Here is a 12,802-nt window from a genome sequence, read left to right as displayed (position 1 = left end):
CGCCTTCCACCTTGCAACCCCGCTACCTGCGGTTCGCTACCCCCGGGCGCCTCCCGGTCGCTTAAGAAAGCATCCAGCGGTTGGTAGAATCGTGGGTCCCGCAACCCCATCGTGGGTGCCGTCGCGTTTCCCGCCGCCCGAAAGGACACCCATGAGCTTCCGAGAGAACGTCCAGCACCTCCGCGCCGCGCACCGCATGACCCAGGAGCAGCTCGCCATGCTCCTCGGCGTCTCCCGCCAGTCGGTCACCAAGTGGGAGTCGGGCAAGTCCAACCCCGAGATGGACAAGCTCCTCAAGATCTGCGAGATCTTCGGCTGCACGCTGGACGACCTCGTCTGCGGCGACCTCACCTCCCGCCCCGCGGAGCCCACGGTTGCCATGCCCGACGCCGCCCCCGCCGACGTCTGCGGCTACGACGAGGAGCGCCGCTCCTTTGCCCGGTCCGTCTCCGCGGCCGTGGCCTGCTTCATCCTCGGACCGGCCTGCTCGGCGCTCCTCGAGGCCCTCGGCCGCCTCGCCGACATCGACCACCGTCTCGTCGACGTCCTCGGCGTCCTGCCGGTGCTCGGCCTCGTGGCCGCGGGTATCGCCCTCGTGGTGCCGGCGGGCATCCGGCATTCGGCCTTCGTGCGCAGCCACCCCTTCGTGGAGGACTTCTACACCGAGGAGGACCGCACCGCCTGCCGCACCCTCCTCACCCGCCGCCTCGTGGCCGGCATCGCCCTCATCCTGCTGGGCGTGGCGGTGTGCGTCGTCGTGGACCAGTACCTCTGCCTCGAGGACCTCGCCGGCGGCCTCATGCTCTGCCTCGTGGCCGTGGGCGTCCGCTCCATCGTCCTGGGCGGGATGCTCTGGGGCGGCATGGACGTGGAGACCTACAACAGCGCCAACGCCGGCGCCGAGGCGGAGGGCGCCCTCGGCCCCCGCAGCCGCCGCGACCGCGTCACGGGCGGCCTTTGCGGCGCGGTCATGCTCGTGGCCACCCTCGTCGGCCTCGTCATGCTGTTCGTGCCGGGCTACCAGACGCCGCTCTTCTGGCTGGCGTGGCCCATCGGCGGCATCACCTGCGGCGTGGTGAGCTGCCTGACCTCGGCCTTCATGGCCGACGAGTGAGCCTCCCGCACCGGTCGCGCAAAGACGGGCGCCCCGCCACCGACCCTCGTGCCGGTGGCGGGGCGCCCCTGTCGGCCGCGCTGCCGCCGTCCCCTAGTCCTCCACGATGACGAGCTCGGGGCTCTCACGGGTGAGCGTGCCACGGGCCGTGACGGTGCCGCCGAGGAACCGCCCCACGAGCTCCCCGAGCTCGTCGATGGCGGCCGCGAGGTCGTCGGAGCGCCCCGGGTCCACGGACTCTATGACGAGGAACGCGTCGCGGGAGTCGTCGGAGAGCGCGGTGCGCTGCCCGTCGCGCCAGTTGAGGCAGCGGCAGACGGCGCCCTCGTCGTCGCGGTAGCAGACCTCGCCGGGGAGCGTCGGGCCGTCCTTCTCCTCGCCGAGGCCCCGGAACGCGTCGCCGCCCTCGGTGACGCCCAGGCGCAGGTCGCCCACGAAGGCGTTCACGTCCTCGCCGCCCACGGGGAAGGCGTGGCGCAGGCTCACGATGTTGTAGAGGTCCACGGACGGCGTGATGGGGCCCACGGGGTTGTCCTTGAGGACGCGCTTGAGGAGGTTCTCGATGGAGCAGCGCGCGCCGCGCTTGGTCTTGAAGCTGCGGTAGGCCTCGCGCCACACCTTGACGGGCGCGTTCTCGGCCAGGGTGGGGGAGTCCAGGTGCCTGGCGGCGTCGCGGTTGGCCTGCTCGAGCAGGCCCGCGATGGCAGTGCGGTCCTCGGCCCCCACCTCGTCGGCGGTCCTCATGCCGCGCACCACCAGGCAGGCGACGGACGCATCGGGAAAGAGGTCCCAGAACGAGTCCTCCACGACGAACCTTTGCATGACGGGCTCCCTTCCCGGCCGCATGGGGCCGAGTTCGATGGCGGATGCAATCTCGCTCGGCCGGCTGCAGCCCCCGGGTCCCGGTGCCGGCGTCTCGACCTCGTCCCAGCCTAGCATCGTCGCGCCTCCCCTTCAAACGCACCTTAAAAATGGATGTGGAGAGGCCCGGCGAGCCGCTTCCGGGCGCTCCGACCGGGCATCAACCACCCAGACCCGAGGAGGACCCGATGGCCACAGACACCGCAGACAACCCCGACAACCCCAGCACCGCAGGCAGCCCCAAACCCGCCGACAGCCCCGGCCCCGCCGCCCCCGCGTTCGACGCGGCCGGCCTCGTGGCGCGCCAGCACGCCTACTTCGAGGCCGGCCGTACCCAGGACGTGAACCTGCGCATCATCGCCCTGCGCCGGCTCTACGACGCCATCAAGGCCAACGAGGGTCGCATCGCAGAGGCCATGCACACAGACCTCGGCAAGTCGCCCGACGAGACGTACCTCTCCGAGGTGGGCCTCGTCCTGTCCGAGATCTCCTACCAGATAGCCCACGTGCGCCGGTGGTCGCGCCCCAGGCGGCGCATGCCGAGCCTGCTGAGCTTCCCGTCGTCCTCCGTGGACTACCCGTGCCCCAAGGGCGTCGTGTTCGTCATGAGCCCGTGGAACTACCCGTTCATGCTGGCCCTCGACCCACTCGTGGGCGCCGTCGCCGCCGGCAACTGCGTCGTCGTCAAGCCGAGCGACTACTCGCCCAACGTGAGCCGCGTCATCGCCGACATCCTCGCCGGGGTCTTCCCGCCCGAGCACGTCGCCTGCGTGCTCGGGCACCACGACGTGGCGGACGCCATCCTCGAGCAGCCCCTGGACCATGTGTTCTTCACCGGCTCCAAGGCCGTGGGTGCCTACGTCATGGGCGCCTGCGCCAGGATCTGCTGCCCGGTCACCCTCGAGCTCGGCGGCCAGAGCCCCTGCATCGTGGCGCCGGACGCCGACATCGACCTCGCCGCCCGCCGCATCGTCTTCGGCAAGTTCCTCAACTGCGGCCAGACCTGCGTCTGCCCCAACCACGTGTTCGTCCACGAGTCCGTGCACGACGGGCTGGTGGCGGCCCTCAAGCGTGAGGTGCGCCGCCAGTACGGCGCGCACCCCCTGGAGAACCCCGCCTGGGGGCACATCTGCAAGCGCCGCCACTTCGACCGCATCGTGGGCCTCATCGACCCGGCCAAGGTGGTCCTCGGCGGGCGCACGGACCCCGCCACCCTGCGCATCGAGCCCACGGTCATGGACCGCGTGGCCCTGGACGACGCCGTCATGGCCGACGAGATCTTCGGCCCGGTGCTGCCCGTCCTCACCTACACGGACGTCAGCGACGTGTGGCACGAGGTCGCGGCACGCCCCACGCCGCTGGCGGCTTACATCTTCACCCACGACCCCGCGACCGTCGACTACTTCAAGCGACGCCTGCGGTTCGGCTCCGGCTGCGTCAACGACACCGTCATGCAGCTCACCACCTCCAACCTGGGCTTCGGCGGCGACGGCGCCTCGGGCATGGGCCGCTACCACGGGCGCTTCTCGTTCGACACGTTCACCGACGTCAAGGGCGTGCTCACCGTGTCCACGCGCCTGGACATGCCGTTCCGCTACCAGCCCTACACCAAGGCCCACATGGCCGTGGTGCGCCTCCTGGAGCGGTAGGGGAATGTGGCGGTTCTCTGGACCGCCCCGCACGGCTTGCATCCGGGTGGGCCTGCGGTATCATGGTTTCTCACATGGGTCTGCCCATGCCCAAGCGGGACCTCGCGTCCCCACCTGATCGGCACCCGCGGGTCGCTGACTGGTACCAGCAAAACGGATCTCGCGGCGCTCGGCGCCGCGTCTTCACAGGTGTTGCGTGCCGGTGGCCTCCTTGGGATGCCACCGGTTTTTCTATGCGGCCCCGGCCGCGCAGAGAGGAAGGTGCACCGACATAGCCAAGAACGATGGACCCCGCATCAACGGCCAGATCAACGCCCGTACCTGCCGCCTGATCGGCGTCGACGGCTCCCAGCTGGGGCTCTTCGGCGTCCGTGACGCCCAGCGCATCGCCGACGAGCAGAACCTCGACCTGGTGGAGATCGCCCCCAACGCCGACCCGCCCGTCTGCAAGGTCATGGACTACGGCAAGTACAAGTACGAGCAGGCCATCAAGCAGAAGGCGGCCCGTAAGAACCAGCAGCGTGTCGAGATCAAGGAGATGAAATTCCGTCCCAAGATCGACACCGGTGACTACGAGACCAAAAAGGGCCACGTCATGCGCTTCCTCAAGAAGGGCGCGCGCGTCAAGATCACCATCATGTTCCGCGGCCGCGAGATGGCCCACCCGGAGCAGGGCCTGAACGTCCTCGAGCGCCTCGCCGACGACCTCAAGCCCTACGCCACGGTGGAGTCCCAGCCCAAGATGGAGGGCCGCAACATGCATATGCTCGTCGCCCCCATCAAGGGCGCCTTCGACGAGAAGCCCGAGGACACTGCAGAGAAGAAGGAGAACTAGCATGCCCAAGATGAAGACCCACAAGGGTTCTGCCAAGCGTTTCCGCCGCACCGGCACCGGCAAGATCATGCACGCCCACGCCTTCAAGAGCCACATCCTGACCAAGAAGTCGCCCAAGCGCATCCGCCGCTTCCGCAAGGAGGCCCCGCTGGCCGCCGGCGACGCCAAGGTCGTCTCCCAGCGCATGGGCAAGTAGCTCGCGCCCTTCCGTTCCCTTCGTTATCACCGGGCCCCCGGGCCCCATTTAGGAGTTGATTTACATGGCACGAGTCAAGCGCGCTGTGAACGCCAAGAAGCGTCGTCGCACCCTCCAGGAGCGCACCAAGGGTTATTACGGCACCTCCTCGCGCACCCTGCGCGGCATGAAGGAGCAGAGCCGCCACTCCATGCAGTACCAGTACCGCGACCGTCGCAACAAGAAGCGCGACATCCGCAAGCTCTGGATCCAGCGCATCAACGCCGCCGCCCGCATGAACGGCCTCAACTACTCCAACTTCATGCACGGCCTGAAGCTCGCCGGCGTGGAGCTCGACCGCAAGGTCCTCTCCCAGATCGCCTACGAGGACGAGGCCACCTTCGCCGAGCTGGCCGAGGTCGCCAAGAAGGCCCTCGCCGAGTAGGGCGCGCCGGGACCTGCACCAACGGATGACATGAGGGGCGCCGCCCGTATCGTCGGATACGGGCGGCGCCCCTCCGCCGTTCGTCCCATGTCCCACCACCCGGACACTTTTGTCCCAATGGTCGGGCACTTCTGTCCCATCACCCGGGCACCCCTGTCCCAGTGGCGACGGCCCCGGGCCTCACTCCATGTGCTGGCGGTGGGCCTCCTCCTCGAACTCCGGGTCGTCCGGGCCGATGAGCTCGTCGCGCCCCTGGGTGTCGTAGTGGTGGAGCAGGACGGGCGTGAAGAGCTTGAGCCTCATGGCAAAGAGCACCGACATCGCCACGAGGAACGCGAGGACGAGGATGCGGGGGAGGAGCTCCACCTGCGTCATGACGACGGCCCCCAGGCAGAGGGCGGCCGTCCACAGGTAGATGAGCACCACGGCCTGGCGCTGGTCGAAGCCCTCCTCGATGAGGCGGTGGTGGATGTGGCCCTTGTCGGCGTGGCCCACCGAGACGTGGGCGCGGCGCCGGCGCACGATGGCGGAGAAGGTGTCGATGATGGGGATGCCGGCGAGCACGAGGGGGAGCAGCAGCGTGGTGAGGCCGGCGACGCGCGCCACGGAGAGCAGCGAGATGGCACCCAGGAGGAACCCGAGCAGCAGCGACCCGGAGTCCCCCATGAAGATGGAGGCCGGGTTGAAGTTGTACCGGAGGAACCCGAGCGTGGCGCCGCAGAGCGCGATGGAGAGGGCGGCGGCGTCCATGCGGTGGGCGAGGACGGCCAGCACGAACATCGTGAAGCTGGAGATGCACGTGATGCCGGCGGCGAGGCCGTCGAGGCCGTCGATGAGGTTGATGATGTTGGCGAAGGCCACGAGGTAGATCACGGTGATGGGGTAGGCCAGCCAGCCGAGGGCGATCTCGCCGCCGGCGAAGGGGTTCACGATGTCGCCGATGACCAGGCCGCTCGCGGCGGCGATGGAGGCGGCCGCCACCTGGCCCAGGAGCTTGGGCAGGGGCTTCAGCTGCCGCACGTCGTCCACGGCGCCCACGACGAAGATGGCGAGGACCGACGCCGCGATGCCCTGGTAGGTCACCGTGAGCTTGGGGCTGGGGACGAGGACCACGGGCCACTGGAGCCGGGTGGTGCCCAGGTACTGCACGACGCAGGCGAGGACGAGCCCGCAGAGGATGGCGATGCCGCCCATGCGGGGGACGGGCCTCACGTTCACGCGGCGCTTGGAGGGCATGTCCACGGCGCCGAGCGACACGGCGATCCTCCGGGCGACCGGCTCGGTGGCGAGCGTACCCGCCAGCGCCGCGAGGAACACGCTGGCGAACGGTATCCAGTTCACGGGCCCTCCCTCCGGTGTCCGCCCGGGCCGCCCGTCGCGGCCGTGAGGTCTACCAGTCTACTTCATGGCCCGCCCCGGCCAAAAAGGCCACGGCCTCTGCACGGCGGGGATGAGCCGTCGGCCGGCGGTCCCGGCCGCTTCCCGACGTTTTGTGCACTTTCGCGCCCTCCGGCGGGGGAGCGGCGGGGGCCGGGGTATTATGAGGTCGTCGACTTTCGCGGTACAAACTGGGTGAACCGACGCGTTTGTTTCAGGGAGTCCGCATCTCGTCCTCAGTACAGGTATCCTCCGTTGTTGAGGAAGCTGGAACCGGCGACGAGGACACCCACCTGTGAGAGGTGGGTTCATTATCGTCCCGCGGGGTCGACTCGCAGATTCGGGGCGGGGCCCATCGGGGTCCCGCCCTTTCCCGTGCCGGGCGCCGCTTGACGCGCGCGGCCGCGGGTGCGACAATCGCTTCTGCGCAAATGCGCCTGGGGACGTAGCTCAGCTGGGAGAGCGCTGCCGTCGCATGGCAGAGGCCGAGGGTTCGATTCCCTTCGTCTCCACCAGATGAATCCAAGAGGGGTGCCCCGCAGGGGTGCCCCTCTTCTCGTAAACGTCCGAGGGGAGCGTGCCGTGGGCCTGCTCGACGAGTCCGCCTACACCGAGTGCCGCCTCTGCCCCCGGGGGTGCGCCGTCGACCGCACGGCGCCCGGCCCCCGCGGCGTGTGCGGCCAGGGCGACGGGGTCCGCGTGGCCCGGGCCGCCCTCCATTACTGGGAGGAGCCGCCCATCTCGGGGGAGGCGGGCTCGGGCGCCATCTTCTTCTCGGGCTGCCCCCTCGGGTGCGTCTTCTGCCAGAACCACCGGATCAGCTCGGAGGGCTTCGGCCGCGCCGTCTCGGTGCGCCGCCTGGCCATGATGATGCTGGAGCTGCAGGGCCAGGGCGCCCTCAACGTCAACCTCGTCACGGCGCTGCACTTCGCCCCGCAGGTGGCCCGGGCCGTGGCGCTGGCCCGCGACGCCGGGCTCGTCATCCCCGTGCTCTGCAACACCTCGGGCTACGAGCGGCCCGAGCTCGTGGAGGCCCTCGACGGCGTCGTGGACGTGTGGCTCGCCGACTTCAAGTACGCCTCGCCGGACCTCGCGGCGCGCTACTCCCGCGCCCGGGACTACCCTCGGGTGGCGGCCGCCGCGCTTACTCAGATGGTGGCGCAGGTGGAGGCCCGGGGCGGCCGCAGGCTCGCGCCCGACGGCACCATGCTGCAGGGCGTCGTCGTCCGGCACCTCGTGATGCCCGGCGCCTCGGACGACTCCATGGCCGTCCTCGACCGCGTGTGGGAGATCGGCGGCAACCGTGTGGACCTCTCGGTCATGAACCAGTACACGCCCAACGCCGAGTGCCGCGCCCGCGGGGACGAGCTCTCCCGCACCGTGACGGACGCCGAGTACGAGCGCGTGCTCGACCACGCGGACGCGCTCGGCTTCGATCGCATGTGGTGGCAGCAGGGCGGCACGGTCTCCGAGAGCTTCGTGCCCGAGTTCGACGACACCGGGGTGGCCGGCTCCGAGCTCTGAGCGCCACCTGGCATGCCAACCTGCCGTCTCCCGGCCCCCGCGCCCCGTGGCCCCTGTTTCCGTGAAGGCGCGTCCCTCCACCGGGTACACCGCGGTTGTGAGTCTGCAAGCGGGGTATAGACCGGCGCGAAAGGTTGTGACCGACGCGCCCGAGAAGGAGGCAAGCATGTTCGATTTCTTCAATCGCGACCACGAGACCCGCGAGTCCAAGGACCTCGACCGCCCGCAGGAGATGACCGAGGCCGAGCAGGCTTCGCTCGACGACCGGGCGAAGGCCGAGAAGGAGGAGAAGGAAGTCCTCGACCAGGCCCGTCGCGACATGATCGACAACGAGGAGGAGGGCTACCTCCGTCAAACCGTCTACGACTCGGTCTACGAGACCACCCGTGACGAGGAGATCGGCCGGTAGGACCTTCGGCACACAGGGAGGGCGCCGGGAGGACCGGCGCCCGTTTTCGTGAGGAGAGACCATGGCATACATCTATGACGAGCCGCTCAACGACCGCAGCGGCATCGGCGGCAAGGAGAAGATGGAGCGCGAGCACGCCGTGGGCGAGATGGACGAGCAGCTCGAGGAGGGCCGCCCCGAGGTCGCCGGGAAGGCCGAGGCCGAGCGTCTGGCCGACGAGGCCGAGGCCCGCGAGACAAAGCGAGCCATCGCTGAGAAGATGGAGGCCGAGGCCGAGCAGCGCTAGGCCCGTCCTGTCCCTTCTCCGTCGGGAGGCCCCATGTCAGACACGCCCAACGCCCTGAGCGACCAGGAGCGCGCGGAGCTCGAGCAGCTCCGCGCCGAGAAACGGCGCCGCGAGGCCGACGCCGCAGCCGCACGGGAGCGCGCCGAGCTCGAGCGGCTCCGGGCGGAGCGCGACGCCGAGGCCCGAGACGCGGCGGCGCACGAGCGCGAGGAGCAGGCCCGCCGGCGCATGGAGCCCGGCGACGACCTCGCCATGCCCACCGCCCAGAAGGTCGTCTTCGCCATCTGCGTGGTGCTCATGGTCTGCGGCGTGCTCTACATCGCCTTCGCGCCTAGATAAGAGCCGGTCTTTCCGGACCTGTGCGCGCCCTTCCCCGCAAAACGGGGGAGGGCGCGCTACCATTGCCCCGAACCGCGCCACAGCCCGCGTACAGCAAAGGGAGACCTCCCATGTCGCTCACCGACCGCACCGTCCCCACCGACGTCGCACTCAACACCGACCTCTACGAGCTCACCATGGCCCAGGGGTTCTGGGAGTCCGGGCTGGCCGACACCCGCGCGGTCTTCTCGATGTTCTTCCGCGAGAACCCCTTCGGCGGCGGCTACGCCGTGGCCTGCGGCACGGGCCAGGTGGCCGACCTCGTGGAGAACTTCCGCTTCGAGCCCGACACCGTCGAGTACCTGCGGGGCCTCGAGGCCCCGAGCGGCGGCCCCATGTTCAAGGACGGCTTCCTCGACTACCTGGCGGACTTCAGGTGCGACCTCGACATCTACGGCGTGCGCGAGGGCGACCTCGTCTTCCCCCGCGAGCCGCTGCTGCGGGTGGAGGGGCCCATCATCGCCTGCCAGCTCGTGGAGACGGCCCTGCTCAACCTCGTGAACTTCCAGACCCTCGTGGCCACCAAGGCGGCCCGCGTGGTCCAGGCGGCCGAGGGGCACACCGTGAGCGACTTCGGCCTGCGCCGCGCCCAGGGGCCCGACGGCGGCCTGGCCGTGGCCCGCGCGAGCTACATCGGCGGCGCGAGCTCCACCTCCAACGTGCTCGCCGGCAAGATCTACGGCATCCCGGTGTTCGGCACCCATGCCCACAGCTGGGTCATGGCGTTTCCGAGCGAGCTCGAGGCCTTCCGCGCCTTCGCCCGCTCGGCGCCCAACAACTGCGTGCTCCTCGTCGACACCTACGACGTGGCCCAGGGCGTCGAGAACGCCATCACGGTGGCCCACGAGATGGAGGGGCGCGGTGAGCGCCTGGCGGCCGTGCGCATAGACTCCGGCGACCTCGCCAAGCTCTCCAAGCTCGCCCGGGCGCGCTTCGACGAGGAGGGCCTCGGCTACGTGCGCATCAGCGCCTCCAACGACCTCGACGAGTACACCATCCAGTCGCTCTTCGCCCAAGGGGCCCCCATCGACTCCTTCGGCGTGGGCACCAAGCTCGCCACGGCCGACCCCCAGCCGTCCCTCGGCGGCGTCTACAAGCTCTCGGCCTACCGCAAGGGCGACGAGGGCCCCTGGCGCCCCACCATGAAGCTCTCCGAGATGGCCTACAAGCGCACCGTGCCGGGCGTCCAGCACATCCTGCGCTACCGCGACGCGTCGGGCGTGCCCGTGGGGGACGTCATCGTGGACGACGACTGGGTGGACGAGACCCGCGCCGGCCGCGCCGTGGACGTGCTCGACGTCGACACCCTCTACGACTTCGGCCCCTACGAGGCCGAGGAGGTGCTCGTCTGCCTCGTGCGCGACGGTGTCGACACCGGGGAGGGCGGCACCATAGACGAGGCCCGCGAGCGCTGCCGCGCGTCCCTGCGCTACCTGGACCCGGCCACGCGACGCTTCCTCAACCCGCAGATCTACCCCGTGGCGCTGGAGCCGGGCCTCTCGGCCCTGAGGAGCCGCCTCGCCCGGGAGGAGCGCGAGCTCGCGGGCAACCCCGTGGCCTGAGGTTTTGCGCCCGCTGCATGGGTGCTGCTCCGTGATACACTACTTGCATTCTTGCCCCGGGCCCCTCCCGGGGCGTTTCATCCCGCTGTGAGAAAGGACCTCTCCCATGCCTGAGACCATCGAGGAGCTTGTGCGCCAGGCCGTGGCAGCCGCCCAGGCCGCCGGCGACCTTCCCGCCTTCGAGGTGACCGATGCCGGCGTCGAGCGACCGGCGGACACCTCCCACGGCGAGTGGACCTCCACGGTGGCCCTGCGATCGGCGCGGCTCGCCCGCATGGCCCCCGCCAAGATCGCCGAGGCCGTGGCCTCTCACATGCCCGCCTCGCCCGAGATCGAGAAGGTAGAGGTGGCCGGCCCCGGCTTCATCAACTTCTACCTGGCCACGGCCGCGCACAACGAGATCTTCGCCGAGGCCCGCGCCGAGGGTGCGAACTTCGGCCGCTCCGACGCCGGTCACGGCGAGAAGGTCCAGGTGGAGTTCATCTCCGCCAACCCCACCGGCCCCCTGCACGTGGGCCATGGCCGCTGGGCCGCCATCGGCGACTCCCTCTGCAACGTCCTCGACTTCGCCGGCTACGACGTCCAGCGCGAGTACTACATCAACGACCACGGCTCCCAGATGGACGTCTTCGGCAACTCCATCTCCGAGCGCTACCTCCAGATCGGCGAGGTCATGGAGAAGGAGGGCCTCGACCTCGACGGCGCCGTGCAGTTCCTCATCGACGACCGCGAGGCCTACATCGCCGACGAGGACGACTCCGCCCCCGAGACGCACCCCTACATGGACTCCTTCAACGAGAAGCTCGGCGGCAACTCCTACGGCGGCGACTACATCATCACCCTCGCCCGCGAGTTCTGGGACGCCGACGGCGACAGGTGGATGACCGCCACCGAGGAGGAGCGCGCCCCCGAGTTCCGCGAGCGCGGCTACAAGCTCCAGCTCGGCCGCATCAAGGACACCTGCTCGAGCGTGCGCTGCGAGTTCGACAACTGGAAGAGCGAGCGCTCCTTCTACGTCAAGGACCCCGAGACCGGCGTGAGCCCCATCGACGCCACCTTCGCCATGCTCGAGGAGCAGGGCCTGCTCTACCGTACCGACGACGGCGCCCTCTGGGTCAAGACCACGGACTTCGGCGACGACAAGGACCGCGTGGTCGTGAAGTCCAACGGCGAGTACACCTACTTCGCCTCCGACGTGGCCTACACCTGGGAGAAGCTCACCAACTACGACTACGAGATCAACATCCTCGGCGCCGACCACCACGGCTACATCCGCCGCGTGCAGGCCGTGGGCGCGGCCATGGGCTTCCCGGGCAAGTACGAGGTGCTGCTCGGCCAGTTCGTGAACCTGCTCCGCAACGGCGAGCCCGTCCGCATGTCCAAGCGCCGCGGCACCATGGTCTCCTTCGACGAGCTCATCGACGAGGCCGGTGTGGACGCCACCCGCTACACCCTCATCAGCCGCTCGTCCAACCAGACCATCGACTTCGACATCGAGAACGTCCGCAAGCAGGACAGCTCCAACCCGGTGTACTACGTGCAGTACGCCCACGCGCGCATCTGCTCCATCCTGCGCCGCGCCGCCGGCGTCGACTACGCCGAGGCCGAGAGGATGGGCATGGAGGCCGTGGCCGCCAAGGCCGTGGGCCCCGACCCCGACCTCGCGCTGCTCACCGACCCCACCGAGGCCGAGCTCGCCCGCACGATGTCCAAGTTCGCCGAGCTCGTCGCCGGCTGCGCCCGCGACCGTGCCCCGTTCCGCATCACCCACTACGTCCAGGAGCTGGCGAGCGAGTTCCACCGCTTCTACAACGAGTGCCAGATCCTGCCGTCCGACACGCGCCCCATCGACCCCGCGCTGTCCCATGCCCGTCTGGCCGTGTGCGACGCCGTGCGCATCAACCTCGAGGTGGCGCTGCGCCTCATCGGCGTCTCCGCCCCCGACAGGATGTATCGAGACGCGGCGAACGATAACGCATAGGTATCTTTGATTTGTTGAAGCGGCGCAGGCTATAGCCTGCGCCGCTTTTTTTGTCCCGGCCTGCTCCTAAAGCGAACCTAAAGCGAAGGTAAAAACGGGACGTTCGGCGTAGGCTCGCACATTCGCCGCATTTCCCCAGCACCCGGTGCATTTAGGCTGTAGCAGAAGTGAGTGTCCCCTACTTTTAGTATGAACTTCAGCTCCGT

General features: G+C 69.3%; 13 protein-coding genes and 1 tRNA gene. 12 read left to right on the top strand and 2 right to left on the bottom strand.

Going from position 1 to position 12,802, the window contains the following annotated elements:
- The first annotated feature begins 151 nt into the window (after positions 1 to 151).
- On the top strand, positions 152 to 1,114 hold the full coding sequence (locus tag NFR49_RS03665; protein WP_251158303.1) for a helix-turn-helix transcriptional regulator: 963 nt from the start codon (positions 152 to 154) through the stop codon (positions 1,112 to 1,114).
- Positions 1,115 to 1,207: 93 nt separating this feature from the next.
- Here the strand turns inward: NFR49_RS03665 and NFR49_RS03660 are convergent, their stop codons facing one another.
- On the bottom strand, positions 1,208 to 1,936 hold the full coding sequence (locus NFR49_RS03660; RefSeq protein WP_251158302.1) for a B3/B4 domain-containing protein: 729 nt from the start codon (positions 1,934 to 1,936) through the stop codon (positions 1,208 to 1,210).
- A gap of 227 nt (positions 1,937 to 2,163) precedes the next feature.
- On the opposite strand from NFR49_RS03660, the gene NFR49_RS03655 reads away from it, so the two are divergent.
- From NFR49_RS03655 to rplT, 4 genes are all read left to right on the top strand, one after another.
- Positions 2,164 to 3,624: an aldehyde dehydrogenase family protein gene (locus tag NFR49_RS03655; RefSeq protein WP_251158301.1), complete on the top strand. Its 1,461-nt coding sequence runs from the start codon at positions 2,164 to 2,166 to the stop codon at positions 3,622 to 3,624.
- 211 nt (positions 3,625 to 3,835) lie between these two features.
- Positions 3,836 to 4,459, top strand: coding sequence for a translation initiation factor IF-3 (gene infC / locus NFR49_RS03650; protein ID WP_251158922.1), 624 nt, complete (start codon positions 3,836 to 3,838; stop codon positions 4,457 to 4,459).
- 1 nt (position 4,460) lies between these two features.
- The gene (gene rpmI, locus NFR49_RS03645; RefSeq protein ID WP_135977105.1) at positions 4,461 to 4,655 is read left to right on the top strand and encodes a 50S ribosomal protein L35; all 195 of its coding nucleotides are present in this window, start codon (positions 4,461 to 4,463) and stop codon (positions 4,653 to 4,655) included.
- Positions 4,656 to 4,719: 64 nt separating this feature from the next.
- Positions 4,720 to 5,079: a 50S ribosomal protein L20 gene (gene rplT / locus NFR49_RS03640; protein WP_135977106.1), complete on the top strand. Its 360-nt coding sequence runs from the start codon at positions 4,720 to 4,722 to the stop codon at positions 5,077 to 5,079.
- 180 nt (positions 5,080 to 5,259) lie between these two features.
- Here the strand turns inward: rplT and NFR49_RS03635 are convergent, their stop codons facing one another.
- Positions 5,260 to 6,420: a glycosyltransferase family 4 protein gene (locus NFR49_RS03635; protein ID WP_338032520.1), complete on the bottom strand. Its 1,161-nt coding sequence runs from the start codon at positions 6,418 to 6,420 to the stop codon at positions 5,260 to 5,262.
- Positions 6,421 to 6,895: 475 nt separating this feature from the next.
- Between NFR49_RS03635 and NFR49_RS03630 the strand changes: the two genes are divergently transcribed.
- The 7 genes from NFR49_RS03630 to argS all read left to right on the top strand — a co-directional run bounded on the left by NFR49_RS03630 (position 6,896) and on the right by argS (position 12,596).
- Positions 6,896 to 6,971 (top strand) — tRNA-Ala (locus NFR49_RS03630).
- 67 nt (positions 6,972 to 7,038) lie between these two features.
- On the top strand, positions 7,039 to 7,980 hold the full coding sequence (locus NFR49_RS03625) for a radical SAM protein (protein WP_251158300.1): 942 nt from the start codon (positions 7,039 to 7,041) through the stop codon (positions 7,978 to 7,980).
- Between the two features lie 166 nt (positions 7,981 to 8,146).
- The gene (locus NFR49_RS03620; protein WP_251158299.1) at positions 8,147 to 8,389 is read left to right on the top strand and encodes a hypothetical protein; all 243 of its coding nucleotides are present in this window, start codon (positions 8,147 to 8,149) and stop codon (positions 8,387 to 8,389) included.
- Positions 8,390 to 8,450: 61 nt separating this feature from the next.
- Complete coding sequence (locus NFR49_RS03615; RefSeq protein ID WP_251158298.1) at positions 8,451 to 8,675, top strand: hypothetical protein; 225 nt, start codon at positions 8,451 to 8,453, stop codon at positions 8,673 to 8,675.
- 33 nt (positions 8,676 to 8,708) lie between these two features.
- The gene (locus tag NFR49_RS03610) at positions 8,709 to 9,014 is read left to right on the top strand and encodes a hypothetical protein (RefSeq protein ID WP_251158297.1); all 306 of its coding nucleotides are present in this window, start codon (positions 8,709 to 8,711) and stop codon (positions 9,012 to 9,014) included.
- A 110-nt stretch (positions 9,015 to 9,124) separates the two neighbouring features.
- Complete coding sequence (locus tag NFR49_RS03605) at positions 9,125 to 10,615, top strand: nicotinate phosphoribosyltransferase (RefSeq protein WP_251158296.1); 1,491 nt, start codon at positions 9,125 to 9,127, stop codon at positions 10,613 to 10,615.
- 106 nt (positions 10,616 to 10,721) lie between these two features.
- Positions 10,722 to 12,596, top strand: a complete 1,875-nt coding sequence (gene argS / locus NFR49_RS03600; RefSeq protein ID WP_251158295.1) for an arginine--tRNA ligase — start codon at positions 10,722 to 10,724, stop codon at positions 12,594 to 12,596.
- Positions 12,597 to 12,802: the final 206 nt, after the last annotated feature.

The organism is Caniella muris (assembly GCF_943193035.1).
GTDB classification, from domain to species: Bacteria; Actinomycetota; Coriobacteriia; order Coriobacteriales; family Atopobiaceae; genus Granulimonas; species Granulimonas faecalis.
Note: the sequence above shows the minus strand (reverse complement) of the source record. Positions and strands in the feature narration are given on the sequence as shown.

Excerpts from the sequence above, each read along its gene's own strand:
- NFR49_RS03665 (WP_251158303.1), top strand. The coding sequence starts at position 152 with ATGAGCTTCCGAGAGAACGTCCAGCACCTCCGCGCCGCGCACCGCATG.
- NFR49_RS03660 (WP_251158302.1), bottom strand. The coding sequence starts at position 1,936 with ATGCAAAGGTTCGTCGTGGAGGACTCGTTCTGGGACCTCTTTCCCGAT.
- NFR49_RS03655 (WP_251158301.1), top strand. The coding sequence starts at position 2,164 with ATGGCCACAGACACCGCAGACAACCCCGACAACCCCAGCACCGCAGGC.
- rpmI (WP_135977105.1), top strand. The coding sequence starts at position 4,461 with ATGCCCAAGATGAAGACCCACAAGGGTTCTGCCAAGCGTTTCCGCCGC.
- rplT (WP_135977106.1), top strand. The coding sequence starts at position 4,720 with ATGGCACGAGTCAAGCGCGCTGTGAACGCCAAGAAGCGTCGTCGCACC.
- NFR49_RS03620 (WP_251158299.1), top strand. The coding sequence starts at position 8,147 with ATGTTCGATTTCTTCAATCGCGACCACGAGACCCGCGAGTCCAAGGAC.
- NFR49_RS03615 (WP_251158298.1), top strand. The coding sequence starts at position 8,451 with ATGGCATACATCTATGACGAGCCGCTCAACGACCGCAGCGGCATCGGC.
- NFR49_RS03610 (WP_251158297.1), top strand. The coding sequence starts at position 8,709 with ATGTCAGACACGCCCAACGCCCTGAGCGACCAGGAGCGCGCGGAGCTC.
- NFR49_RS03605 (WP_251158296.1), top strand. The coding sequence starts at position 9,125 with ATGTCGCTCACCGACCGCACCGTCCCCACCGACGTCGCACTCAACACC.
- argS (WP_251158295.1), top strand. The coding sequence starts at position 10,722 with ATGCCTGAGACCATCGAGGAGCTTGTGCGCCAGGCCGTGGCAGCCGCC.